The sequence below is a fragment of the Rhodococcus sp. FW305-130 genome (genome assembly GCF_058788335.1).
This window is the reverse complement of sequence record NZ_JBYTAP010000006.1, coordinates 183,623-208,726: the sequence shown is the minus strand read 5'-3', so window position 1 is coordinate 208,726 and position 25,104 is coordinate 183,623. Positions and strand designations below refer to the sequence as shown.

Here is a 25,104-nt window from a genome sequence, read left to right as displayed (position 1 = left end):
AGGATGCGGGCACCGAACCGGTCGGAAGACGTCAGTTGCTCTTGTGCGCGACCGGTGCGTAGCGGTCGGCCAGTTCGCGGAACTTGCCGACCGTGTCGACGGCGTACTCACGGTCGTTGGACTGGATCGCCATCACTGCCATGTACTCGTCGTCGGGCAATTCGATGCGTGCCCAGGCGGCGCCGTCGGGGAACGAGAGTCCCTCGAACAGATCCCAGTCGACGATCTTCTCGCCCAAGATGTTTCGTACGGCGATTCCCTGCTTGCCCACCTTGACCCGGGGCCGCGTCAACATCAGTACACCGAGAGCCAGAATGGTGCCGATGCCTGCCATCGCAAGTTGGTCCGCGGCGCGGAAGTACACGCCGGTGGACCCCTGGCGGAGCAGGAGTGCAAGTGTGACGTGAACGATCACCAGGAGGACAGCAACTCCGATCGCGTATCGCGTCGACTTACGCGGTGACGCAATCAGTTCCCAGTTCTCGTTGTCGCCGGGTGTACTCATCGAAACGAATCCTCGGTCCATGGTGCTCGGAGATGGCGCAGGGTCACTGCGGTGTCCAGTGCGGCGGCGCAGGCCTGTGCGCCCTTGTCCTCGACGCTACCCGGCAGCCCCGAACGGTCAAGAGCCTGCTGCTCGGTGTCGGTGGTCAGGACACCGTTCCCCACGGGAGTGCTTTCGTCGAGCGAGACGCGTGTAAGGCCCGCGGTGACCGCGTCGCACACGTACTCGAAGTGCGGCGTGCCGCCGCGGATGACAACACCGAGTGCGACGACGGCGTCGTGCGTGCGAGCCAATGCCTGCGCAACGACCGGCAGTTCGATCGCACCGGCGACACGGACCAGTGTCACGTCCTTGATCTGTGCCTCCTGCGCGACGCGCTGCGCGCCGGCGATCAGAGCCTCGGAGATCGTCGCGTGCCACTGCCCGGCAACGATCGCCAGCTTCAGATCCTTGGCCTCGGCGATCGCGAGCTGCGGCTGACCTTCGCCGCTCACAGTGCGGTTCCCGGCTGTGCGGTGTTCTGGTTCGCCTCGTACTCGTCCAGTCCGATCAGATCGTGACCCATCCGATCGCGCTTGGTGCGCAGGTAGGTGAGGTTCTCCGCATTCGCGCGCAGCGGCATCGGAACGCGATCGGTGATCTGCAGGCCGTAGCCGTCCAGACCCACACGCTTGGCCGGGTTGTTGGTCAGCAGACGCATCGACGAGATCCCCAGATCGACGAGGATCTGCGCACCGATGCCGTAGTCGCGGGCGTCCGCCGGTAGCCCGAGTTCGAGATTGGCGTCGACTGTGTCGGAACCGGCGTCCTGGAGCTGGTAGGCCTGCAGCTTGTGCATGAGCCCGATGCCACGACCCTCGTGTCCGCGCATGTACAGGACAACGCCGCGGCCTTCCTGGGCGACCATGTCCAGTGCGGCGTCGAGCTGTGGGCCGCAATCGCACCGCAGCGAACCGAAGACGTCGCCGGTGAGGCACTCGGAGTGAACGCGGACGAGTACGTCGCTACCGTCTCCGTCGGGGCCTGCGATGTCGCCGCGCACCAGCGCAACGTGCTCGACCTCGTCGTAGATGCTGGTGTAGCCGACAGCGGTGAACTCACCGTGGCGGGTGGGGATGCGGGCCTCGGCGATGCGCAGTACGTGCTTCTCGTGCTTGCGACGCCACGCGATGAGGTCCGCGATCGAGATCAGAGCAAGGTTGTGTTCGTCGGCGAAGACTCGCAACTCGTCGGTCTGAGCCATCGCGCCTTCGTCCTTCTGGCTGACGATTTCGCAGATGACGCCGGCGGGACGCAGGTCCGCCATGCGGGCGAGGTCGACTGCAGCTTCCGTGTGGCCCGGACGACGCAGCACTCCGCCTTCCTTCGCGCGGAGCGGAACGACGTGGCCGGGACGAGTGAAATCGTTGGCACCGGATTCGGGGTTGGCGAGCAGACGCATCGTCGCAGCGCGGTCCGATGCCGAGATGCCGGTACCGATTCCTTCACGGGCGTCGACGGTCACGGTGTAGGCGGTGCCGTGCTTGTCCTGGTTGGTGGCGTACATCGGGGGCAGGCCCAGCCGATCGCAATCGTCACCGTCGAGCGGCACGCACAGGTAGCCGGAGGTGTACCTGACCATGAACGCCACCAGTTCCGGGGTGGCTTTCTCGGCGGCGAAGATGAGGTCGCCCTCGTTCTCGCGATCCTCGTCGTCCACGACGACAACAGCTTTACCTGCAGCGATATCTGCTACTGCGCGCTCGATACTGTCGAACCTGGTCACGTGCTCGCACTCCAAAGTCTTGACTTTTAACATCATCGAATACAACAAGTGCATCCGACGGATGCACTGACAACCCTACGACCAATCGGACGGGTCCGATCAGCCTGGTCCTACCGACCGGCAGAGTGAAGCCGCTCGACGTACTTGGCGATCACGTCCACCTCGAGGTTGACCGGCGTACCGACCCCAGCGGTTCCGAGCGTCGTCAACTCGAGCGTTGTCGGGATCAGCGAGATCTCGAAGTACTCGAACCCGCGGTCGCCACCCAGCGCGGAGACCGTCAGCGAGACTCCGTCGACAGTGATCGAACCCTTCTCCACCACGTATCGGGAAATGGAGTCCGGCAGTGCGATCCGCACTACCTCCCAGTTCTCGGAAGGCGAGCGGGAAATGACGTGGCCAGTTCCGTCGACGTGCCCTTGAACCAAGTGGCCGCCGAGTCGACTGTTCAGCGCCGCGGCGCGCTCGAGGTTGACGCGAGAGCCGACATCCAACTTCGCCAGGCTCGAGCGGTTCAGCGTTTCCTGCATGACGTCTGCGGTGAACGAACCGTCGGCAAGCACATCGACGACCGTCAGGCACACGCCGTTGACCGCGATCGAATCGCCGTGACCGGCGTCGGAGGTGACCAGTGGCCCGCGCACCGTGAAGCGTGCAGCATCGACCAGTTCTTCCTTGGCGACAATTTCGCCGAGTTCTTCCACAATTCCTGTGAACACGCGCCCTACTCCTCGTTCCCCGGAGCAGAACTCTCCGGAACCAGACTCAACAAAATATCGGGGCCGATCGTTACCGCGGACTCCAAACGGAATCGGTGGGCGTCGGTGATGGTGTGCACTCCGGCATCGACGAGCGCGGAAGCGCCCGCGCCGAGCAGTATCGGAGCGATGTACGCCTCGATGACGTCGACATATCCGGCGGCGAGGAATGCTCCGGCCAGACGGGGCCCACCCTCGAGCAGTACGTCTGTGTACTCCCCCAACGCCTCGACTACTTTGTCGATGTTGTCGGTGTTGAGCACCAGAGTCGGTGCGGTGTCATCGAGAACGCTTGCCGTCGAAGGTATTTCACGCTTTCCGACGACGACGCGTACGGGCTGGTGCGCCGCTAGCTCACCGGTGGGCTGACGCGCCGTCAGCCACGGATCGTCGGCGAACACGGTGCCGGTGCCGACCACGATCGCATCGATCTGCGCCCGCTGAGCATGCACGCGCGCCCTCGCCTGCGGACCGGTGATCCACTGACTCGTTCCGTCCTCGGCGGCGCTGCGCCCGTCCAGACTGGCCGCGTACTTCCACGTGATGTGCGGGCGACCGGTGCGCTGTTTGTGTAGCCAGGCTCGCAGTGGACCAGCTTCCACCTCGGGTGCTCGCAGTCCGGCGGTGACGCTGATTCCAGCGCGCATGAGCGTCGCTGCGCCGCCGGAAGCCTCGGGATTGGGATCACCGACTGCGTAGACGACCGCCGAGACTCCGGCGTCGATCAATGCCTGCGAGCAGGGCCCGGTTCGCCCCTGGTGATTGCACGGTTCCAGTGTCACCACGGCCGTTCCACCACGTGCCGCATCGCCGGCCTCGTCGAGAGCCACGACCTCCGCGTGCGGTCCACCGGGCGGTTGCGTCATACCGACACCCGCGATGGTGCCGTCGGCGGCGAGGATGACAGCGCCGACCGGCGGGTTGGGGCTGGTGAATCCGCGCGCAGAATCGGCTGCGGCCAGCGCAATCTGCATCGCGGCGTCAAGATCAGCCGTCGACGCCTGTCCACCCTTTGCCATCGAGCGGCTCAGACCGACAGCGTCAGGTGCGGCGACGCCGAGGCGGCCTGCGCGCGTAGCTTGCGCACCGCCTCACCGGGATCACTCGCCCCGTACACCGCCGAACCGGCGACGAAGCAGTCGATCCCTGCTTCAGCGGCCTGCTCGATCGTGGAAGCGTTGATGCCGCCGTCGATTTCGACGAGGAGCGTCAGCTCACCCGAGTCGACGAGCTTTCGAACTGCGCGTGCCTTGTCGAGCACCTGAGGCATGAAGGACTGACCACCGAATCCGGGTTCGACGCTCATGATCAAGAGGGTGTCGAAGTCCTTGAGGATTTCCAGGTAGTCGTCGATCGGGGTTCCAGGCTTGATGCTCAGCCCCGCCTTGGCACCAGCTGCACGAATATCGCGGGCAACCGAACGCGGGTCGTCGGTGGCCTCGGCGTGGAACGTGACGTTGTACGCACCGGCCTCGGCGTACGGCGGCGCCCAGCGCTCCGGATTCTCGATCATGAGATGGCAGTCGAGAGGAATGTCCGTCGCCTTCAGCAGACTCTCGACCACCGGCAGACCCAGCGTGAGATTGGGAACAAAATGCGCGTCCATCACGTCGACGTGAAGCCAGTCGGAGCCGGACACGGCAGTCGCTTCATCGGCGAGTCGAGCAAAATCTGCGGACAAAATGGACGGTGCAATCATCGGGGAAGCCACGCCGCCGAGTTTAGCTGTGACTCATCGCCGACCGTGCATGCACATCGGCTGTGCTTCATCGCCGACCGTGCATGCACATCGGCTGCGCTTCATCGCCGACCGTGCATGCACATCGGAGCCGGTGAAATCCGATCAGTTCTTGACGACGGTGCGGAGCTTTCGCACCTTGGCGGGCGCCTTGATCCGCCACGCATCTTCGAGCATCTCGCCCAACTGCACCTCGTCGATCAGTTCGAGGTGCACGAGGATCGATCCGTGCCCGTGATAGTGATCTGTGGTGAAGAAAGCCGCCTCGCCACTGGCGAGTAGCGCCTCCTTCTCGTCCAGACCGCACATCACGACCAAAGCGCCCTCCGCTTCGGTGCGGAGCCGCGCAAAAGTTTTACCTGCCACCTTGAGTGCCGGGGTGTTGTACGAGGTCGACTCTTCCACGGAGGGAAGAGCCGAACCCAGTACTACAACCTGTTCCCACGTAACCATGTAGGCACCATACGACTACCGATGCCCAGAAGTCATCCGATCAGGCCAGCGGCTTGCGCAAAGCGGCCATGAACATAGCGTCCGTGCCGTGTCGATGCGGCCACAACTGAACCGACGATCCGTCGCCGACGTCCGGGACACCTGGCACCAATTCCTTGGTGTCGAGTTCCACGACGCCATGACGCCGCACCGCATCGGCGACCACTGCCAGCGTTTCCGACAAGTGCGGCGAGCACGTGGAGTACAGCACCACTCCGCCGGGGCGAACCAGTTCGATTGCGGCAGCAAGCAATTCACGCTGCAACTTCACGAGCGGAGCCACATCGGACGGCTGGCGACGCCAACGTGCCTCCGGGCGCCGACGCAGCGCACCCAACCCGGTGCAGGGAGCGTCGACGAGGATGCGGTCGTATCCGGGTTCGAGCCCGGATTCGCGGCCGTCCGCCACGTGTACGTCCACGGGAAGCTCGCGAGTGGTCTTGCGAATCAACTCGGCACGGTGTTCGACCGGCTCGACGGCGTCGAGTCGACCACCTTCGATGCCGGCAAGAGCACCGAGAAGTGCCGCTTTTCCTCCTGGACCTGCACAGAGGTCGAGCCAGCGTCCGGAGTCTTCACCTTCGAGAGGAGCAATGCTGAGGGCGCGGGCAACCAGCTGACTGCCCTCGTCCTGCACTCCCGCCAGGCCTTGGCGGACCGCCTCGAGTTGTCCGGGGTCACCGCCGTCGAGATGCACGGCGTACGGCGAGTACGGCCCGATCTCGCCGCCGGTCACCAGTGCGAGCTCCTCGGCGGAGATCTCACCGGGGCGGGCGACGAGGTGCACGGCGGGGCGGGCGTCGTCGGCGATCAGAACGTCTTCGAGCTCTCCGGCTGCGGCGCCGAGCGAGTCGGCAAATACCTGCGCGATCCACAGGGGATGCGCGTGCTCGAAGGCGAGTCGGCCGACCGGGTCCTTCGGGGCTAGCAGCTCGACCCACTCGTCCTGGGTGCGTTCGGAGACACGGCGCAGGACCGCGTTGACGAATCCTGCTCGGCCCTGGCCGTTTTCGGCGCGGACGAGGTCGACCGAGGTGGCAACAGCAGCGTGCGGTGCGACACGAGTACGCAGCAGTTGGTACGAGCCGAGTCGAAGAACATCGAGCAGGGTTCCGTCGATCTCTTCGATCGGCCGACCCGCTGCGTGGGCGATCACCGCATCCAGGAGGCCCTGAGCACGTGCCGCGCCGTACGCGAGTTCGGTTGCCAGCGCCGCATCGCGTACGTCGAGTTTGCGGTCGCGCAGGAGCCCTGGCAGAACCAGGTTCGCGTATGCGTCACGTTCACGGACCGCGCGCAGGACGTCGCGCGCAGCCAGTCGCGGCTGATCGAGCCCGGCGGTTGCCGGATCCGGCCGCTTGGCCTGCTTCGGCTTGGTGTTCTTGCCGCCGGTTGCATTCTTGGCTCCGGGACCCTGTGTCCGCCGTGCCGGTCGTCGTGATTCGGTCACTGTGCTCGTACCTCCGCGTCGAGTCGGGCACCGCGTGCCCAGTCCCCTGCCGACATCAATTTCTTGCCCGGGGGCTGAATCTGCCCGAGTCGTACCGCGGTGGTCGCGGTACCGATGTACAGACCATCCTTGCGTACCGAGATCTCACCGACTGCCAGGGTCTCGTCCGTAACGGTGACCGGGCCGACCTTGACTCGAAGATCACCGATCATCGTCCATGCCCCAGGCGCGGGTGTGACTGCTCGGATGTGCCGGTCCACCGTGCGAGCGGGCAATTCCCACCGCACGCGGGCCGCGTCCACAGTCACCTTGGGGGCGTACGAGACGCCGTCGGCAGACTGCGGAACCGCGTTGATCTCTCCGGCCTCCAGGCCGTCGAGTACCGATTCGAGCAGGGCAGCGCCGTTTTCCGCCAGACGCCCGAGCAGGTCGCCTGCCGTATCGGTGTCGCGAATCCGCTCGGTCATCACTCCGTACACGGGGCCGGTATCCATGCCGGCTTCCAAACGGAACGCACTGGCGCCCGTCACTTCGTCACCGGCACTGATCGCGGCCTGCACCGGCGCGGCGCCGCGCCACGCCGGAAGCAGCGAGAAATGCAGATTGACCCAACCGTATTTCGGAATGTCGAGGACGTTCTGCGGCAACAGGTTTCCGTAGGCGACGACGGGTGCGCAGTCCGGTTCGAGGCGGGCGAGTTCGGCTGCGAAGTCGGGATCGGACGCCTTGACCGGGGTCAGGACCGGGATGCCGTGCTCGTCGGCAAGCAGACCGATCGGCGAGCGGGTGACTTTGCGACCGCGGCCCGCCACAGCGTCCGGACGCGTGACGACGGCTACCACTTCGTGGTTGGCGGACTCGATGAGACGCCGCAGCGAAGGAACCGCGGGTTCGGGCGTTCCGGCGAACACGACGCGCATGTCAGCTCTCCCGTTTCGTTGGGCTCTTCGGACTCTGATCAGCCGATCGGCCTGTCGAACGCGGTGGACTGCAACTCACGAAAATGCTCCCGGATGTGTCGGTGGGTGGAACTGTCAGTCTAAGGACTGCGGGAGCTACGACCTACCTCGCGCCACACCGAACCACTTTCTCAGCAATTTCTTTGATCAGAACCCTGCAGATTCACCGGTCCTCGGGTTGACTGTCTCTGTCGTCGCCACTCGGCGGAGGCTGATACGGGATACACCGATCACACGGAGGAACTTAGATGGCAGGCATCGACAGTAAGTTCGACAAGGCCTACGCAGGAAAGTCCGTCGAAGAATTGGCGGACGCCCCGGTCGCGGCACTCAACGGCGTAAGCGATTCGGACGCAGAACATTTGAAGGCAGCGTTCAACATCAAGACCGTCCGCGACCTCGGAACGAACAAGTTCTTCCTGTGGGCGCAGGCCACTGCCAAGCTCGCCGAGTAAACATCCCGACCCACGTGGTCTCGGTGCTCACGAGTTAGCAGCTCACGAATTTGCAGCTCACGAATTTGCGTCGATGACCACTTGCGGAATATCCGTGCCGAGCGGCACCGCGCTGCACGAAGCGTGCCGCTCGGCATCGGGGTCGAGGACCGTCCGGATGACGTCGATCACGTAGGGGTCGTACGGCATGCGGAAGTGGCCGGTCAGGTTCGACGGGCACAGATCCTGGAGGACGATGTTTTCTGCACCGGCGTCACGGAGCGCGATGTTCGAGGACGGCTGGATCATCTCGTCGACAGTGGACCCGATAGTCGTGTAGCGCACTCCGGGTACGGTGTCGCCGCCGTCGTTGAGGGCGTTCAACGTATCCGACCCCTGCATCTGCTCGCGGACAGCTCGCGAAAAGACATCTTCGACAAAGTCTTCTCCGCCGGGGATCGCACGGACGATGGGAACCAACCCGAACATCACCCCGCCATAGGTCGGCGAAGCCAAGCCGACCCAATGATCGACGTAGGCGCCGCCGCCCATTTTGTTGACGTAGTACCGCGTCACCGTCGCGCCTTGGGAGTAGCCGATCACGTCGACCTTGTCCGCTCCGGTCGCGGTCAGCACCTGATCGACGAAAGAACCGAACGCGGTGGCACTACCCACTATGTCGCCGACGCCGTAAGTCTCGTGTGCGACGTCCCCGTCTTCTTCTTCGATCGCACCGCCGTAATTGAGGGCGAAGACGCAATAGCCGTCAGCTGCCAGTGCCGGCGACAGGGCCGCCCAATCCGCGTACGCCTCGGTGTCGGTTCCGTGGGCGAGTACAACCGGTCGGGGATGCGTGGCGGAAGGCTCACAGGCGAAATCGTTCGACCCGGCGGGCGCGGATCCTGGATGAGCATGCGCATATGCCGTGGCAACGGAACGCGTCGCCTGACCCGGACCTATGTCGAGAGGAACGTCCATCGCGTCGGCACTCGCAGACGGGAGTGTCGGTGCGGCAGCCGATATCGCCGGCGGTGCTCCGATCAGCAGCGCCACTGCTACCGAAAATGTCAGTCCCACAGACCGTTTGACGCCAGCCATTGTTCCTGCTCCTGCTCTGATCCTACGAGGGAGCTGACCGTAACACCAGAAACTTCGGGGCGCATACCCTACCGAACAGTAGGTATCCGACGTCTCAATTGCCGCCTTCATCGGCGTCATCACCGGCAAGCACTCGATAGAGCGACTTGCGCGCCTCGACAAGCACGTCGGCTGCGGCCTTGACGTGCGCGGGTGTGCCTACAGCGGCCACTTGACCGGCCGCGCCCATCAGCTGGCCGATCAGTTCACGAAGGTCCTGCTCCGGCTCCCCTACGCTGAGACGAACGTCATCCCACGGTGCCCCGAGATCGGCGCGATGCTCCTCGACGTACGCGAGGCCTTCCTCGGTCAGCTTGGCGGTCTTGCGGCCGGCAACCTTTTCGATGATGACCAGTCCCTCGTCCTCGAGTTGGGACAGCGCGGGATAAATGGAACCCGGACTTGGCTTCCAGACGCCGCCGCTGCGCTCGACGATCTGTTGAATCAATTCGTAGCCGTGCATCGGCTCTTCCGCGATCAACAACAGAATCGCAGCGCGCACATCTCCACGACGACCTCGTCCGCCACGTCCTCGCCCGCGACCGAACTGAGCGCCCGGACCGAAGCCGGGGCCGGGTCCGCCGTCTGGACCGAAACGCCCCCGCCGATGGCCTCTGCGTGGCATGTCACCGAAGCCCGGCCGCTCGTGCGGTCGACCGCGTCGTCCACCGTCTCGATCGCCGGGACCATCGCCCGGCGCGCCGTCGTCCGTCGGCACCCACATCACAAATGGTGGCCGTTGCTCACGGCCGAAACCGCCGAAGAAACCGCGTCGGCCGAACATCCCCTCGTTCGGGAAACTTGCATCCATCGTCGAACCTCCATCACTATCGCTGATAGTTCGACGATATATCGCCATATCGGGTTGCGCAACATTTTTGCTGCACACAACCAGGCCTTGGAGAACTCGAAAATCAGCCGATGCGGCGTGGGTCGATCTGAATGCGGACCGGACCCGATGACTTCCGCGCACTGCGCGCGGCCCTCGCATGTGCCAGAGCGTCCGCAAGGCCTCGACCGTCCTTGCGTGGAACGCGGACCAGCATTCGCTCCGGCGCGACACCGCTCTCGTCCTCACCGGAATACGGAAGCCTCTCCCCCGCAGGCAATTCCACTGGTCCGAGTAGTACAGCACTTGCCGGCAGATCAGCTGAGTCCACCAACTCCGCAATTGCTGCGGATCCACCGTCGATCGCAGCCATGTGAACGGCCGGAGGAAAGCCGACCTCGTCCCGTTCCTCGAATTGAGACTGTGCGTGCCCCACTGGATCCCATCGGACCAACGCCTGCACCGTCGGGATACCCGAGTCTGCGACAACCACAACTTCACCGCCTTCGGACAGCGGAATCACCATGGCAGCAGCCGACATCCAGCGTCTGAGTGTTTCCTCGGCGGCGCGAAGATCTGGCCGGCCGAGCAGTGCCCAACCGTCGAGCAAGAGCGCGGCGCCGTAGCCGCCGGTCATCACCGGCTCCGCACCCACTGTCGAGACCACCAACGCGGGCCCGTGTGGCAGTTCCTTGACCACATCACCGCCCCCTGACAGAACAACTTTCACACCGGGAAACGCCCGCCCGAGTTCTTCGGCGGTCCGGCCGGCACCGACTACCACCGCGCGCAACGCTTTCGCCCCGCACGCGTGACATCGGTAGGCGGCATCGGCAACCCCGCACCAGCGGCACGCCGGTGTCCCGGCGCCGTCGGGACCTGCCGCAGCGGGAAGAGCCAGTGGGCCGTTGCACCGACGGCACCGTGCCGGGGCACGGCACTTTCCACAGGCCAGGGTCGGTACGTACCCCCGCCGAGGCACCTGCACCAGGACTCCGTTGCCCTCACCCAGAGCGCGCCGGGCGGCCGCGAATGCAATAGCGGGCAAACGAGCCGCTCTGGCTCCCGGATCGCGGGCCAAGGCTTGATCGCTGTCGGCAAGCGCGGTGATCTTGGGTGCGTGAGCACGAACGACGTCCCGCGTAGCGACCAGATCGTGCGCCCATCCCGAGTCGACGAGTACCTGCGATTCTGCCGTACGGGAGAACCCACCGATCACGACGGCGCACCCGGCGACGTAGCCACGCAGGACGGCAACTTCGCGGGCATGTGGATACGGCGACCGCGGCTCGGACAAGTTGTCGTCGCCGTCGTCCCAGACGACGACAAGACCGGTCTCGGGCGTCGGCGCAAAAACTGCACTGCGCGTGCCGACGACGATCCTGGCGGTCCCGCGCAGTGCAGCGAGCCACCTTCGGTATCGCATGGCCGGCCCCAGGCCTGCGGACAGACCCACCACTGCATCCGCTCCGGAGAGTTCGGTACATGCGGCGACGACGCGGTCCAGGTCGCGTTGATCGGGCACAACCAGAATCGCGGATTTACCACTTGCCGCTACAGCCCCGGCCAATTCGGCCAGGCGCAGTGGCCAGTTTTCACCAGGCAACGCCTGCCAGACCGCACGCGGGCTTTTCGACTCGCGAATCGCGGACAGAAAGGCGTCACCGAATCTGTAGAGATGCCAACCATTTTCGATCGGTTCAGGAGCGGACGGCGGCTCGGCGGGCTCCCACGGTTCCGCCTCGACCTTCGCGTGGCGCGGCGGTACCGCCAAACGGAGAACATCGGCGCGGGTTCCGGCATAACGCTCCGCCACACGATCGACGACTTGCGCGATTTCTGCCGTCAGGACCCGCTCGGACGAGATGACGCGTTCGAGCCAGCCGAACTTCCCCTGATGGTCACTGGTCGCCTCGCGCGAGACGATGAAACCGTCCACCAGACGACCAGCGAAGCGGATGCGCACCCGGACTCCGGGCTGCGCATCCGCTTCGAGTTCACGAGGAACGAGGTAGTCGAATTCACGGTCGAGGTGAGCGAGCGGGAGCATCGGCAGCACCCGGGCGACCGGATCGACTTCTGCCGCTACTCTTTCCGCGCCCACCCGCGCCCCGTCTGTACGTCAGTGATCAGAGACCAGCTGCGCTACGCAGCTTGTCGGCACGATCGGTGCTCTCCCACGGGAGGTCGATGTCGGTGCGACCGAAGTGACCGTATGCCGCCGTCTGCGCGTAGATCGGACGCAGCAGGTCGAGGTCGCGGATGATCGCTCCCGGACGCAGGTCGAAGATCTCGGTGATCGCCTTCTGGATCCGTGCCGGATCGGTCTTCTCGGTGCCGAAGGTCTCGACGAAGAGTCCGACCGGAGCTGCCTTGCCGATCGCGTATGCGACCTGAACCTCGATGCGGTCGGCCAGACCTGCGGCAACAGCGTTCTTGGCCACCCAACGCATGGCGTAGGCAGCGCTTCGGTCGACCTTTGACGGGTCCTTGCCGGAGAACGCGCCGCCGCCGTGGCGAGCCATTCCGCCGTAGGTGTCGACGATGATCTTGCGGCCGGTCAAACCGGCGTCACCCATCGGGCCACCGAGGACGAACTTGCCCGTCGGGTTCACCAGCAGACGAACATCGGAGGTGTCGAGATCGGTGAGGTTCACGTCGGTCAGCACCGAGTGAAGCACCTTCTCGCGAAGATCGGGCGTCAACAGGTTGTCGAGGTCGATGTCAGCGGCATGCTGGGTGGAGATGACCACGGTGTCGAGACGGACAGCCTTGTCACCGTCGTACTCGATGGTGACCTGGGTCTTGCCGTCCGGGCGCAGGTACGGCAGCACGCCGGACTTACGGACCTCGGTCAACCGGCGAGAGAGACGATGAGCCAACGCGATGGGCAGCGGCATCAGTTCCGGCGTGTCGGTGGTGGCGTAGCCGAACATCAGGCCCTGGTCGCCCGCACCCTGACGGTCGATCTCGTCGTCGCTGATTCCGTCGACGCGAGCCTCGTGCGAGTGATCGACACCCTGCGCGATCTCGGGCGACTGAGCGCCGATCGCGACGTTGACGCCACAGGAGTTACCGTCGAAGCCCTTTGCCGAGCTGTCGTAGCCGATCTCGAGGACCGTGTCGCGCACGATCTTCGGAATGTCTGCGTACGCAGTGGTCGTGACCTCGCCGGCTACGTGAACCTGGCCGGTGGTGACCAGAGTTTCGACGGCCACGCGGGCGCGCGGGTCCTGGGTGAGAAGCGCGTCGAGGATCGAGTCGCTGATCGCGTCACAGATCTTGTCCGGATGCCCCTCGGTGACGGACTCGCTGGTGAATAGCCGACTGCCGGACTTGCTCACAGATCTCCCTCTCGACGACTGAGTTCTTGACTACAGCTTATTGAAGTATCCGAATCACCGTTCGGTGACCGTTTTGTCATGCTTTGTTAGCTGGGGGCTGAGCCGACGATAACGGTTGGACCGCCTGCGCAACACCCTTGTGCTCACCCGATTATCGTGGGGTAACTCTCACCACCGGGCGCGTGTCGCTACTCGGGGAAGAGCTTGACCAGGGCGTCGAGTACTCGACTGGCCATCAAAGCCTTGGATCCGTGCTCGAGCGCGGACTCCGAGCCGTCGGAACCGAGCAGCCAACCGTCGTTGTGATCGACCTCGAACGCCTTGCCCTCGCCGACCGCATTGACCACGAGGAGGTCGCAACCTTTGCGGGCAAGCTTGGAGCGGGCGTAACTGAGAACGTCACCATGGGCGTCACCGGTCTCTGCGGCGAATCCGACGATCACCGTTCGAGCGTCCAGATCGCCGTCACGACGCGCTTCGACGAGACCGGCGAGGATGTCGGCGTTTCTGGTGAGGCTGATCGAGTCGGGTTCGTTTGCGCCCTTCTTGATCTTGCTGCCTTCGACGGTGGTGGGGCGGAAGTCCGCGACAGCTGCAGCCATGACGACTCCGTCGTGTCCCGGTGCGTGCTTCTCCACTGCCAACCGGAGATCTTCGGCCGTCTTGATGTGCACGACGTCGACAGCGGCGGGGTCGGCAAGATCGGCCGTGTAACCGGCGATCAGCGTGACGTGAGCGCCGCGTTGGGCGGCCAGACGGGCGAGCGCGTAGCCCTGTTTGCCGGAGCTGCGATTACCGAGAAAGCGCACCGGATCGAGCGGCTCGCGAGTACCGCCGGCGGTGACCAGAATGCGGCGACCTTCCAGGTCGCGCGGCAACGCGTCCGAGCGCTCGAGGAGCAACGATGCCAACCCGACGATCTCGTCGGGTTCGGGAAGTCGACCGGCCCCGGTGTCTTTTCCGGTCAAACGCCCGGAGGCAGGTTCGATCACGTGGACGCCGCGCGAGCGCAGTGTCGCCACGTTGGACACCGTTGCGGGGTGCTCCCACATCTCGGTGTGCATTGCGGGGGCGAAGACGACCGGACAGCGTGCGGTCAACAAGGTGGCTGTCAACAGGTCGTCTGCGCGGCCCATGACAGCTCGCGCCATCAGATCAGCGGTTGCCGGCGCGATGACAACGAGATCGGCTTCCTGTCCGAGGCGGACATGCGGAACCTCCGGGACGTCGTTGAAGACGCCGGTGTGAACCGGGTTGCCGGAGAGTGCTTCGAACGTGGCGCGGCCGACGAACTCCAGAGCGGATTCGGTCGGAATCACGCGGACGTGATGACCGCTCTCGGTGAAGCTGCGGATGATCGAGCACGCTTTGTACGCGGCGATACCCCCACCGACACCGACGACAATGCGCTTACGTATCGATGTGGGCGCGTCGGACACTCCCCCGACACCCGAACGAGGTTCGGGTGCGGCAGACGTGGTGCTCACTCGCCTTCGGTGTGCTCGAGGAGATCAGCGTGGATTTCACGCAACGCGATGGACAGCGGCTTTTCCTGCAGACCGGGCTCGACCAGAGGTCCGACGTACTCGAGGATGCCGTCACCGAGCTGGTTGTAGTAGTCGTTGATCTGGCGCGCACGCTTGGCCGAGTAAATGACCAGGGCGTACTTGGAAGAGGTGCGTTCGAGCAACTCGTCGATCGGCGGGTTGGTGATGCCGAGCGGGGTGTCGTAGGCAGGCAGAGCGCCCTGACCTGCTGCGGACGCGGCTGAAGTGCTGCTCACTCTTGTGTCTCCTGAATTAGATCTTCATTGAAGAACTAGTTTTATCGATCCGGATATCTGAGAAACGGGGCGGAAATCGGTTCCCGAAGGGTGCGGAATCAGTTCCCAACCAACAAGGATACCAACTCATCGCAAGCACGGCTTACATCCTCGTTCACGATGACCGTGTCGAACTCGTCTTGTGCGGCCAATTCCACTCGGGCCGTCTCGAGTCGGCGTGCCACGACGTCTTCCGTTTCGGTTCCCCTTCCGGTCAGCCGTTGCACCAGAACGTCCCAGCTCGGTGGAGCCATGAACACCAACAGAGCTTCGGGCATCGCCTTGCGGACAGCTCGTGCTCCGGCGAGATCGACCTCGACGAGTACGGGCTTTCCAGCTTCGAGCGCTTCTTCGATCGGAGCTGCGGGGGTGCCGGAGCGCTGTAGACCGCCGTGGATTTCCGCCCATTCGAGAAGTTCACCGGAGTCGATCATCCGTTGAAATTCTTCACGGGAGGTGAATCGGTAGTCCTTGCCGTCCACTTCACCGGGACGGGGATCGCGAGTGGTCGCCGAAACGCTGAAAACGAGTTCAGGCAACCGAGTTCTCAGCTCGCGAACGACGCTGGACTTACCGACAGCCGAAGGGCCGGCCAGTACAACCAGCCGACCCCTCCGCACTGCGGTCTTGCTCTCTGACACTGTTGCGTCAGCAATCATCAGACACTGCCGCGTCAGCAATCATCACTTGTCGGCTCAGGCCTCGAAGTCAAACTTGGTGAGCAGAGCCTTGCGCTGCCGATCACCGAGGCCACGAAGGCGACGGGTCGGTGCAATCTCCAGCTCGGTCATGATCTCCTGAGCCTTGACCTTGCCCACCTTGGGCAGCGCCTCGAGCAGTGCCGAAACCTTCATCTTGCCCAAGATTTCGTTGTCTTCGGCGTCCTTGAGGACCTGCTTGAGGTCGGTGCCGCCACGCTTCAGGCGCTCCTTGAGCTCAGCCCTGGCCTTGCGGGCAGCAGCTGCCTTCTCCAAAGCAGCAGCGCGCTGCTCATCAGTCAACTGGGGAAGGGCCACGGTTCCTCCGTCTCGTCGTGTGCAAATTTTGTCTATTCCGCTGATAACCAGCAGCGATAGCGACCGTACTCACGCCTGGCGCGAATTGCTAACCCACCCCCCGCGGTCCGATGCAGATCGCGGTGGGTTATGCGCGTCGAATCGATGTCACACATCGTCGCCGTTTTCGGCTGGATCGAGACGGATTCGACGCAACACGAACGTGCGTACAGTACCGAAATAGACTGTAACACAAAGCATTTCGATACATCGGGTGCGACGTCCCCATGCGTGTGTGCGAAATCGTTACCTGCGGGAATGAACGTGGTCGCCGACACATCCAAAAATTTCGAGCATTTTCGACGCCCATGCGCGTGTCGCGGCCTGTTTTCAGGTCGGCAACGACGATTTCGGATCGTCGGCATCGACCGTGTCCGGTTCGGTGCGGCTCACGCCGGGGGCGGCCAGAGCGAGTACTACCGCGAGGCTCGCCCAGAGCAATGAATTCTCCAGGACGAAGCCGACGACCGGGATATCCATGTCCGCGCCGACCCGAGGAAGCCGAAACAGCACGACCGCAGCGGTGAGGCCGATCGCGATCCAGGACCACGCGGGTACCGATCGGGTGTCCTCCCCCACGCCCGACTTGATCGGAACGAGGAGCACACCCACCGCCGGCACCAACCACACGAAGTGGTGGGTCCAGGCAATGGGAGTCACGATTGCCGCCAGCAGAGCCACCACCGTGAAACCGGCAAGATCACCTCGCAGGCGCTGAGCGCGCCGCGTCGCGACAATTCCGAGGACACCCAACACTGCACAGGCGACGAGCCATGCCGGACCCACCAGGCCCTCGGGGAGTAGCCGTAATGCCATTCCACGCACGGACTGGTTACCGAACACGGACGGGTCACCGACCGCGACGCGCCCCGAGAGTGAGGCGATGTCACCGAAGTAGTCGATCGTCTGGCGCGGGAGAACGGCAAAGCCGAGTGCCGAGGCGCCGAGGAAGCCGGCGAGGCCGCCCGCAACTGCTTTCCAACGCCCGGTGATCACGTAGTAACCGATGTAGACGAGAGGCACCAGTTTGACGGCCCCGGCGATCCCCACCAGCACACCCTCGGGAATCCACCGTGGTCGAGCCAGCACGTCGATCAGGCACAGGAGTGTCAGGAACAACCCGACCTGCCCGTACCCGAGGTGATCGGAGATCGGCGATGCCGCCGTCCACAGGACCAGGAAACCTACGTAGACGACGACGGGCCGCCTACGTGTGAACGGGACTTCGCGATAGCTGAGCACGATGATCGCGGCCAGCATCAGGAGGCTGACGAAACTCCATCCCCACTGGACCGCACCCCAGGAACCCAAGGCGACCGGAACGGCGACGAGCGCAGCGAAGGGCGGATAAGTGAACGGCAGTCTCGCGTTGAACGACTCGTCGTACAGGTTCGAGCCGTCGAGGACGGCTTGACCCGCCGTCCGGTACACGGCGAGATCGTCGCCGTGTACGCCGGTGACGGATTGGAACCCGGTGGCGAGCAGCGCGCACGCCGCGACGAGAAGTCCGATCTGCCACCAACGATTCACCGACGGACGGTACCACCGGGTTCCACCGCTCGAACGAGCCTCGAGGTCACTCACGGATCAGTGCGCCAATGCGGCTTCGATCTCGTCTCGGTCACGCATTGCTGCCTCCCGAAGTGCCGATACCGAAGGACCATGCTTGAGCACCCCACGGGAAGTGTTCGGCAGCAGGAGTTCGGTCGATCCCGCGAAGATGTCTGCGAGATCCGCTGCCGTCGCACCCTGCGCGCCGAGCCCCGGAGCGAGAATCGGGCCGTTGAACTGCGACAGGTCCAGACCGTGGTCCCGAGTTGCACCGACCACCAGTCCGACGGTGTCACGGCCGTCGGAGTTCGCATCGACCGCAGCGTTGACGATCGACTGAGCCACGCTCACACCGTCAGCCGACGACTGTTGAAGTACGCCGCCTTCCGGATTGGAGGTTCGTGCCAGCACGAAGATCCCGCGTGCGTTCTGCCTTGCCAGTTCGAGTGTCGGAGCCAACGCCCCGAATCCCAGGTACGGCGAAACGGTGACCGAGTCGGAGGCCAACGGCGAATCACCCAACCAGGCTTGCGCGTACGCGTCCATCGTCGAACCGATGTCACCGCGCTTGGCGTCCGCGACGACAAGCGTTCCAGCATCGCGAAGAACCGAGATGGTCCGCTCCAACACGGCGAAGCCGGCGCTTCCGTACGCCTCGAAGAACGCAACCTGAGGTTTGACGAGTCCAACCTCACCGGTGAAGGCCTCGACGCAGATCTCGGCGAAAGTCTCCAGACCTTCGGCGGTACGTGGCAGTCCCCACGCGTCGAGAAGCGCGGGATGCGGGTCGATACCGACGCACAGCCGCCCCCGGTCCGCGATCGCGGACCGGAGACGATGCCCCCAACTGTGACTCACGACTGCTGTGCCGGCTGACGAAGACCTGCGTGCAGTTCCTGCAGGGAGTGAACTCCGATGTCGCCGCGGATGGCCGCTTCGATGCCCTGCACGGCGGCCGAGGCGCCCTGGACCGTCGTGATGCACGGGATGTTCGACGCGACTGCTGCGCTTCGGATCTCGTAGCCGTCGACACGCGGACCGTTGTTGCCGTACGGGGTGTTGATGACCATGGCGACCTCGCCGCTGCGGATCTGGTCGACGATGGTCTCGGCACCGGCCGGAACATCCTCACCCGACTGCTTGTACACCTGCTTGCACTCGATACCGTTGCGCCGCAACACATCTGCGGTTCCTTCGGTGGCAAGGATGGTGAATCCGAGATCTGCCAGGCGCTTGACCGGGAAGATCAGCGAACGCTTGTCCTTGTTGGCGACCGAGACGAACACCGCGCCGGTGGTGGGCAACGACCCGTAGGCGGCAGTCTGCGACTTGGCAAAAGCCGTACCGAAGTCGAAGTCGATTCCCATGACTTCACCGGTGGACTTCATTTCCGGGCTGAGCAAGGTATCCACGCCGGTACCGTCGGCGCGACGGAAGCGGTTGAACGGCAACACAGCTTCCTTGACCGCGATCGGTGCACCGGCCGGGGTGTTTCCACCGTCGCCGGTCGCCGGCAGGATGCCGCTTGCGCGCAGGTCGGCGATGGATTCGCCGAGCATGACGCGGGCGCATGCCTTGGCCAGCTGGACGGCCGTCGCCTTGGAGACGAACGGAACCGTACGGCTGGCGCGGGGATTTGCTTCCAGCACGTAGAGGATGTCGTCCTTGAGGGCGTACTGGACGTTGAGCAGGCCCTTGACGCCGATGCCCTTTGCGAGAGCCTCGGTGGAGCGGCGGACGTTCTCGAGATCCGCACGGCCCAGAGTGATGGGCGGGAGCGCACACGCCGAGTCACCGGAGTGAATGCCGGCTTCCTCGATGTGCTCCATGACGCCGCCGAGGTACACCTCGGTGCCGTCGCACAGAGCGTCGACGTCGATCTCGACCGCGTCTTCGAGGAAGCGGTCGACCAGGACCGGACGATCGTCGGAGATCTCCGTGGCACGCGAGATGTAGTCGGCGAGTGAAGCCTCGTCGTAGACGATCTCCATGCCGCGTCCACCGAGCACGTACGACGGACGCACCAGCACCGGGTAGCCGATGCCTGCTGCGATCTCGCGGGCGCCGTCGAACGTGGTGGCGGTACCGAACTTCGGTGCAGGCAGACCGGCTTCGGTGAGCACGCGACCGAATTCGCCGCGGTCCTCCGCCAGGTCGATGGCTGCGGGGCTGGTTCCCACGATGGGAACGCCGGCAGCTTCGAGGCGCTTCGCCAATCCGAGCGGGGTCTGGCCGCCGAGCTGGACGATGACGCCGGCAACGGTGCCCGACTGCGCCTCCGCGCGGTAGACCTCGAAGACGTCCTCGAATGTCAGCGGCTCGAAGTACAGGCGATCAGCGGTGTCGTAGTCCGTGGAGACGGTCTCGGGGTTGCAGTTGACCATGACGGTCTCGTACCCGGCCTCGGACAGCGTCTGGGCAGCGTGGACACACGAGTAGTCGAACTCGATGCCCTGGCCGATGCGGTTGGGGCCGGATCCGAGGATCAGAACCTTGGGTCGCTCGGTCTGCGGAGCCACTTCGGACTCGGCCTCGGGATCAAGCTCGTAGGTCGAGTAGTGGTACGGCGTCTTGGCCTCGAACTCTGCGGCGCAGGTGTCGACGGTCTTGTAGACGGGGCGCACGCCAAGCTGATCACGCAGAGCGCGAACGGCGTCCTCACCTGCGTGCGTGTCACCACCGAGTTCGGGGCGCAGAGCCGCGATCTGGCGGTCCGAGATGCCGTGGTACTTGGCCTGACGCAGGGCAGCCTCGTCGAAAGACTCTGCAGCGCGAAGCTTTTCACCGAGCTCGTGAATCTGCTGGAACTGGTCGAGGAACCACGGATCGATCTTGGTGGCGTCGAAGAGCTGCTCGACAGTTGCGCCGAGGGCGAATGCCTTCTCGATGCCGTACATGCGGCCGTCCTGCGGAACGCTCAGATCGGCGAGCAGGGCGTCCAGGCTCTCCGTCTCGATGTCGGCGCCGGTCCAGTAACCCGCACGCTTGGTCTCGAGTGAACGCATGACCTTGCCGAAAGCCTCGGTGAAGTTGCGGCCGATGCTCATGGCCTCGCCTACCGACTTCATCGTGGTGGTCAGGGTTCCGTCGGCACCGGGGAACTTCTCGAAAGCGAACCGCGGAGCCTTGACGACGACGTAGTCGAGTGTCGGCTCGAAGCAAGCCGGGGTTTCCTTGGTGATGTCGTTGACGATCTCGTCGAGCGTGTAGCCGATGGCAAGCTTGGCGGCCATCTTGGCGATCGGGTAACCGGTCGCCTTCGACGCCAGCGCCGACGAGCGGGAAACGCGCGGGTTCATCTCGATGACAACCAGGCGGCCGTCGGCCGGGTCCATCGCGAACTGGATGTTGCAGCCGCCGGTGTCGACGCCCACCTCACGCAGAATGTCGATGGAAAGGTCGCGCATCGCCTGGTACTCGCGGTCGGTCAGCGTCATCGCCGGAGCAACGGTGACCGAGTCTCCGGTGTGGACACCGACCGGGTCGACGTTCTCGATGGAGCAGACGATCACGACGTTGTCGCGACTGTCGCGCATCAGCTCGAGTTCGTATTCCTTCCAGCCGAGGATGGATTCCTCGATCAGGACGTTCGCCGTCGGCGACGCGGCCAGACCGCCACCGGCGATGCGGTTGAGATCGTCGACGTCGTACGCCATGCCGGAACCGAGGCCGCCCATGGTGAAGGACGGACGCACGACAACCGGGTAACCGAGTTCGGCGACCGTGGCGTGTACTTCGTCCATCGTGTAGCAAACTGCGGACTTCGCGGATTCGCCACCGACCTTGGCGACGATGTCCTTGAACTTCTGGCGATCCTCGCCGCGCTGGATGGCGTCGAAGTCGGCGCCGATCAGCTCGACGTCGTACTTCTCGAGGATGCCCTGCTCGTGCAGCGCCACAGCGGCGTTGAGAGCGGTCTGACCGCCGAGCGTCGCGAGGACGGCGTCGATCTTGTTGCCCTGCAACGCTTCCTTGGCGATGACCTTCTCGAGGAACTCGGCCGTGATCGGCTCGACGTACGTGGCGTCGGCGAACTCGGGGTCCGTCATGATGGTGGCCGGGTTGGAGTTGACCAGGCTGACGCGCAGTCCCTCCTCCTGGAGGACGCGGCAAGCCTGGGTGCCCGAGTAGTCGAACTCACAGGCCTGACCGATGACGATCGGACCGGAGCCGATTACCAGGATGTGCTTGAGATCTGTACGGCGTGGCATTAGTTCTTGACTCCGGTTTCTTTCCGTGCGGAGAGCAGGCTGGTGAAGCGGTCGAAGAGGTACGCAGCGTCGTGCGGGCCGGCTGCCGCCTCCGGGTGGTACTGCACCGAGAAGGCCGAATCGTCGAGCAGGCGAACACCTTCGACGGCTCCGTCATTGGCGCAGGTGTGGCTTACCACGGCGCGACCGAACGGGGTGTCGAATTCCTGGCCGGCTTCACCTTCGAGTGCGAAGCCGTGGTTCTGCGCGGTGATCGCGATGCGACCCGTCTGATGCTCGATCACCGGGATGTTGATGCCGCGGTGGCCGAACTTCATCTTGTACGTGCTCAGGCCGAGGGCGCGGCCCAGGATCTGGTTACCGAAGCAGATACCGAACAGCGGCAAGCCCTGTCCGATGACCTCTTTCGTCAGGTGCACTGCGCCGTCGGCGGTGGCCGGGTCACCGGGACCGTTGGAGAGGAACACTCCGTCGGCCTTCAGGTCGAGGATCTGTTCGAGACTCGCATTGGACGGCAACACGTGGACGCGGATACCGCGCTCGGCGAACATGCGCGGGGTGTTGGTCTTGATACCGAGGTCGATCGCGGCAACCGTGTACAGCGCCTCCCCGCCCTTCGGCTCGACGACGTAGCCGCTGGTGGTGCTGACTTCACCGGCAAGATCGGCGCCGAGCATGGTCGGCTGATCCTGAACCCGTCGGACCAGTTCGTCATCGGCGGCGATGGCTTCACCGGAGAAGACGCCTGCCTTCATCGAACCGCGAGTACGCAGGTGGCGAACCAGGGCACGAGTGTCGATCCCGGCGATTCCGACGATGCCCTGCTCTTCGAGCTTGGCCTGCAGCGAACCGGTTGCACGCCAGCTCGAGGTGACGCGCGAGGGGTCACGAACGACGTACCCGGCAACCCAGATCTTGGCGCCGGCACTCTCGCCGGTCGGTCCGACTGACTCGTCGTCTTCGTCGTTCCAGCCGGTGTTGCCGATCTGCGGCGCGGTGGAGACCACGATCTGGCGGTGGTAGCTGGGATCGGTGAGCGTTTCCTGGTAGCCGGTCATGCCGGTGCTGAACACCGCTTCGCCCAGGGTCTGTCCAACCGCACCGAAGGTGGTTCCGCGGAACACCCGTCCGTCTTCGAGGACCAGTACTGCGGGGCTGTTGCCAAAGCCGCTCATGCGTTCTTTCCGTTCTGCTCGATGTCGCCAGAGCTTGCGTCTTCGTTGTCATTCGTCTTGTTCGAGGCAGTCTTGTTCGAAGCAGTTACCGGCTTGACCCAGTCCGGATAAACCGTCTTGTCGTCACCGCGCACGCCCGTGTCGATCTCGGTTCCGCTCGGCAATTCCCAGCGAATCACCAGGACGCCGTCCTTGCTCATGACCTTGCCGGCAAGACCGTTCTCCGTGCGGATCGCACGGATCGACTTCTCCGGAATCCAGATGGCCGACGCACCGTCACGCTCGACCAGAATTCCGCCGCTGTAGCGGCTGATCTCGCAGGTGGCGCGGAAACCGAGGTCGCCGACGGCGATGCGGTCCTGCCAACTGGGTGCGATGGTGCTACCGACGTACAGGCCGGTGGTCGGCAGGACGAGCAGTTCCCCCAGGGTTGCCGGTACCGTCGGCAGTTCGCCGATCTTGTCTTTCTGGCGTCGAGCGCGTCCACGCCAACCGACGTACATCAGGCCGATCATCGCGACCCAGAAGATCGCCAGACCGATGATCCACAGTGCTCTGTCCATGACGCGCTACTCCTCGCTACTCCGCAGCCGCACATTCCCGTCGTGTGCGGTGATGCGGCCACGTAACAGTGTGGTCGTGACCCGTGCGGGCAATGTCATCGACTCGTACGGAGTGTTATGCGCGACACTCGCCAGGTCGGGTCCGTGGACCGTCCACTCGGCCGACGGATCGACCAATGTCAGGTTGGCGGGCTCCCCCACCTCGATGGGACGGCCTTGGTCGTCGAGCCCGACGATCGCCGCCGGGCGCTCGCTCATGACCCGCGCAACACCGCGCCAGTCCAACAGGCCGGGCTGGACCATCGTCTGCACGATGATCGAGAGCGCGGTCTCGAGGCCGAGCATTCCGGGGCGGGCGGCCGCGAATTCGCAGCACTTGTCCTGCTCGGCGTGCGGAGCGTGATCAGTCGCGACGCAGTCGATGATGCCCTCGGCCAGACCCTTGCGCAGGGCAGCAACATCGCTGGCCTCACGCAACGGCGGGTTGACCTTGTTGATCGCGTCGTACGTCTCGAGACGTGAATCATCGAGGAGCAGGTGATGCGGGGTGACCTCGGCGGTGATCGAAATCCCTTGGCTGCGAGCCCACTTCACGAGTTCGACGGTTCCGGCGGTGGATGCGTGGCAGATGTGAACGCGGGCGCCGGCGTCACGCGCGAGCAGTGCGTCACGGGCCACGATCGATTCTTCGGCTGCTCGCGGCCAACCGGCCAGTCCGAGACGCGCGGCCGTGGGACCCTCGTGGGCGACCGCACCGACCGTCAAACGCGGTTCTTCCGCGTGCTGCGCGATCAGGACGCCCAGTGAGCTGGAGTATTCGAGCGCGCGACGCATGATCAGTGGGTCGTAGACGCAGTGACCGTCGTCGGAGAACATCTTGACCTTGCCGACGCCTGCGGCCATGGTCGCCATCTCGGCGAGCTGCTTGCCCTCCAGGCCTGCGGTGACTGCGCCGACGGGGTGGACGTCGACGAGGCCGACTTCCTGTCCGCGTCGCCAGACGTGATCGGTGATGACCACCGAATCGGCGACGGGGCTCGTGTTAGCCATCGCGAAGACCGCGGTGTATCCACCCAGAGCGGCCGCGGAGCTTCCGGTTTCGATGGTCTCGGTGTCTTCGCGACCAGGCTCACGTAGATGGGTGTGCAGGTCCACGAAGCCGGGAAGCAGGATCTGCCCGCCGGCATCGATCACCTCGGATGCCGTGGCCGGATCGAGGTCCACGCCGATCTCGAGGATCGTGCCGTCGCCGACGAGGACGTCGGTGGGCTCACCTTCTCCGTAGATCAGGACTCCGCGGAGCAGGACACTCACGG

Annotated in this window: 24 protein-coding genes; 1 reads left to right on the top strand and 23 read right to left on the bottom strand. The window is 64.4% G+C overall.

Annotation, left to right across the window (positions count from 1 at the left end; translation table 11 throughout):
• Window positions 1-31 precede the first annotated feature (31 nt).
• From AC3WQS_RS20195 to fmt, 9 genes are all read right to left on the bottom strand, one after another.
• Window positions 32-505: a PH domain-containing protein gene (locus tag AC3WQS_RS20195; RefSeq protein ID WP_007727982.1), complete on the bottom strand. Its 474-nt coding sequence runs from the start codon at window positions 503-505 to the stop codon at window positions 32-34.
• Window positions 502-999, bottom strand: coding sequence for a 6,7-dimethyl-8-ribityllumazine synthase (gene ribH / locus AC3WQS_RS20190; protein ID WP_003944999.1), 498 nt, complete (start codon window positions 997-999; stop codon window positions 502-504). Before ribH ends, AC3WQS_RS20195 begins: the two co-directional genes overlap by 4 nt.
• The gene (locus AC3WQS_RS20185) at window positions 996-2,270 is read right to left on the bottom strand and encodes a bifunctional 3,4-dihydroxy-2-butanone-4-phosphate synthase/GTP cyclohydrolase II (RefSeq protein ID WP_003944833.1); all 1,275 of its coding nucleotides are present in this window, start codon (window positions 2,268-2,270) and stop codon (window positions 996-998) included. The genes ribH and AC3WQS_RS20185 overlap by 4 nt, the downstream gene beginning before the upstream one ends.
• Window positions 2,271-2,380: 110 nt before the next feature.
• The gene (locus AC3WQS_RS20180) at window positions 2,381-2,989 is read right to left on the bottom strand and encodes a riboflavin synthase (protein ID WP_445387787.1); all 609 of its coding nucleotides are present in this window, start codon (window positions 2,987-2,989) and stop codon (window positions 2,381-2,383) included.
• Window positions 2,990-2,994: 5 nt separating this feature from the next.
• Entirely contained in the window at window positions 2,995-4,047 is a 1,053-nt protein-coding gene (gene ribD, locus AC3WQS_RS20175) for a bifunctional diaminohydroxyphosphoribosylaminopyrimidine deaminase/5-amino-6-(5-phosphoribosylamino)uracil reductase RibD (protein WP_141487302.1), read from the bottom strand.
• 8 nt (window positions 4,048-4,055) lie between these two features.
• Entirely contained in the window at window positions 4,056-4,739 is a 684-nt protein-coding gene (rpe, locus tag AC3WQS_RS20170) for a ribulose-phosphate 3-epimerase (RefSeq protein WP_019748384.1), read from the bottom strand.
• A 132-nt stretch (window positions 4,740-4,871) separates the two neighbouring features.
• Complete coding sequence (locus AC3WQS_RS20165) at window positions 4,872-5,219, bottom strand: MmcQ/YjbR family DNA-binding protein (RefSeq protein ID WP_019748383.1); 348 nt, start codon at window positions 5,217-5,219, stop codon at window positions 4,872-4,874.
• Between the two features lie 40 nt (window positions 5,220-5,259).
• Complete coding sequence (locus tag AC3WQS_RS20160; protein ID WP_214500032.1) at window positions 5,260-6,708, bottom strand: RsmB/NOP family class I SAM-dependent RNA methyltransferase; 1,449 nt, start codon at window positions 6,706-6,708, stop codon at window positions 5,260-5,262.
• Entirely contained in the window at window positions 6,705-7,628 is a 924-nt protein-coding gene (gene fmt / locus AC3WQS_RS20155; protein WP_020907709.1) for a methionyl-tRNA formyltransferase, read from the bottom strand. The genes AC3WQS_RS20160 and fmt overlap by 4 nt, the downstream gene beginning before the upstream one ends.
• Before the next feature lie 287 nt (window positions 7,629-7,915).
• Between fmt and AC3WQS_RS20150 the strand changes: the two genes are divergently transcribed.
• Window positions 7,916-8,122: a hypothetical protein gene (locus AC3WQS_RS20150; protein ID WP_003944900.1), complete on the top strand. Its 207-nt coding sequence runs from the start codon at window positions 7,916-7,918 to the stop codon at window positions 8,120-8,122.
• Between the two features lie 57 nt (window positions 8,123-8,179).
• Here the strand turns inward: AC3WQS_RS20150 and AC3WQS_RS20145 are convergent, their stop codons facing one another.
• From AC3WQS_RS20145 to AC3WQS_RS20080, 14 genes are all read right to left on the bottom strand, one after another.
• Complete coding sequence (locus AC3WQS_RS20145) at window positions 8,180-9,199, bottom strand: esterase/lipase family protein (RefSeq protein WP_070796970.1); 1,020 nt, start codon at window positions 9,197-9,199, stop codon at window positions 8,180-8,182.
• A 94-nt stretch (window positions 9,200-9,293) separates the two neighbouring features.
• Complete coding sequence (locus AC3WQS_RS20140) at window positions 9,294-9,962, bottom strand: PadR family transcriptional regulator (protein ID WP_492712388.1); 669 nt, start codon at window positions 9,960-9,962, stop codon at window positions 9,294-9,296.
• Between the two features lie 190 nt (window positions 9,963-10,152).
• Window positions 10,153-12,171 (bottom strand): primosomal protein N', encoded by a 2,019-nt coding sequence (locus AC3WQS_RS20135; protein ID WP_019748377.1) that lies wholly within the window; start codon window positions 12,169-12,171, stop codon window positions 10,153-10,155.
• A gap of 25 nt (window positions 12,172-12,196) precedes the next feature.
• Window positions 12,197-13,411, bottom strand: coding sequence for a methionine adenosyltransferase (metK, locus tag AC3WQS_RS20130; RefSeq protein ID WP_003944827.1), 1,215 nt, complete (start codon window positions 13,409-13,411; stop codon window positions 12,197-12,199).
• A 188-nt stretch (window positions 13,412-13,599) separates the two neighbouring features.
• Window positions 13,600-14,898: a bifunctional phosphopantothenoylcysteine decarboxylase/phosphopantothenate--cysteine ligase CoaBC gene (gene coaBC, locus AC3WQS_RS20125; RefSeq protein WP_492712361.1), complete on the bottom strand. Its 1,299-nt coding sequence runs from the start codon at window positions 14,896-14,898 to the stop codon at window positions 13,600-13,602.
• Entirely contained in the window at window positions 14,895-15,194 is a 300-nt protein-coding gene (gene rpoZ / locus AC3WQS_RS20120; RefSeq protein WP_003944996.1) for a DNA-directed RNA polymerase subunit omega, read from the bottom strand. Before rpoZ ends, coaBC begins: the two co-directional genes overlap by 4 nt.
• Window positions 15,195-15,292: 98 nt before the next feature.
• Window positions 15,293-15,892 (bottom strand): guanylate kinase, encoded by a 600-nt coding sequence (gene gmk / locus AC3WQS_RS20115; RefSeq protein WP_020907704.1) that lies wholly within the window; start codon window positions 15,890-15,892, stop codon window positions 15,293-15,295.
• A 36-nt stretch (window positions 15,893-15,928) separates the two neighbouring features.
• On the bottom strand, window positions 15,929-16,249 hold the full coding sequence (gene mihF, locus AC3WQS_RS20110) for an integration host factor, actinobacterial type (protein ID WP_003944825.1): 321 nt from the start codon (window positions 16,247-16,249) through the stop codon (window positions 15,929-15,931).
• A gap of 369 nt (window positions 16,250-16,618) precedes the next feature.
• Complete coding sequence (locus AC3WQS_RS20105; protein WP_258955535.1) at window positions 16,619-17,818, bottom strand: glycosyltransferase 87 family protein; 1,200 nt, start codon at window positions 17,816-17,818, stop codon at window positions 16,619-16,621.
• Window positions 17,819-17,875: 57 nt separating this feature from the next.
• Entirely contained in the window at window positions 17,876-18,697 is an 822-nt protein-coding gene (gene pyrF / locus AC3WQS_RS20100) for an orotidine-5'-phosphate decarboxylase (protein WP_020907702.1), read from the bottom strand.
• On the bottom strand, window positions 18,694-22,050 hold the full coding sequence (gene carB / locus AC3WQS_RS20095; RefSeq protein WP_047888353.1) for a carbamoyl-phosphate synthase large subunit: 3,357 nt from the start codon (window positions 22,048-22,050) through the stop codon (window positions 18,694-18,696). The genes pyrF and carB overlap by 4 nt, the downstream gene beginning before the upstream one ends.
• Window positions 22,050-23,225 (bottom strand): glutamine-hydrolyzing carbamoyl-phosphate synthase small subunit, encoded by a 1,176-nt coding sequence (carA, locus tag AC3WQS_RS20090; RefSeq protein WP_003944927.1) that lies wholly within the window; start codon window positions 23,223-23,225, stop codon window positions 22,050-22,052. Before carA ends, carB begins: the two co-directional genes overlap by 1 nt.
• Window positions 23,222-23,788: a PH-like domain-containing protein gene (locus AC3WQS_RS20085; RefSeq protein WP_003944773.1), complete on the bottom strand. Its 567-nt coding sequence runs from the start codon at window positions 23,786-23,788 to the stop codon at window positions 23,222-23,224. The genes carA and AC3WQS_RS20085 overlap by 4 nt, the downstream gene beginning before the upstream one ends.
• Window positions 23,789-23,794: 6 nt before the next feature.
• On the bottom strand, window positions 23,795-25,102 hold the full coding sequence (locus AC3WQS_RS20080) for a dihydroorotase (RefSeq protein ID WP_003944990.1): 1,308 nt from the start codon (window positions 25,100-25,102) through the stop codon (window positions 23,795-23,797).
• Window positions 25,103-25,104 lie beyond the last annotated feature (2 nt).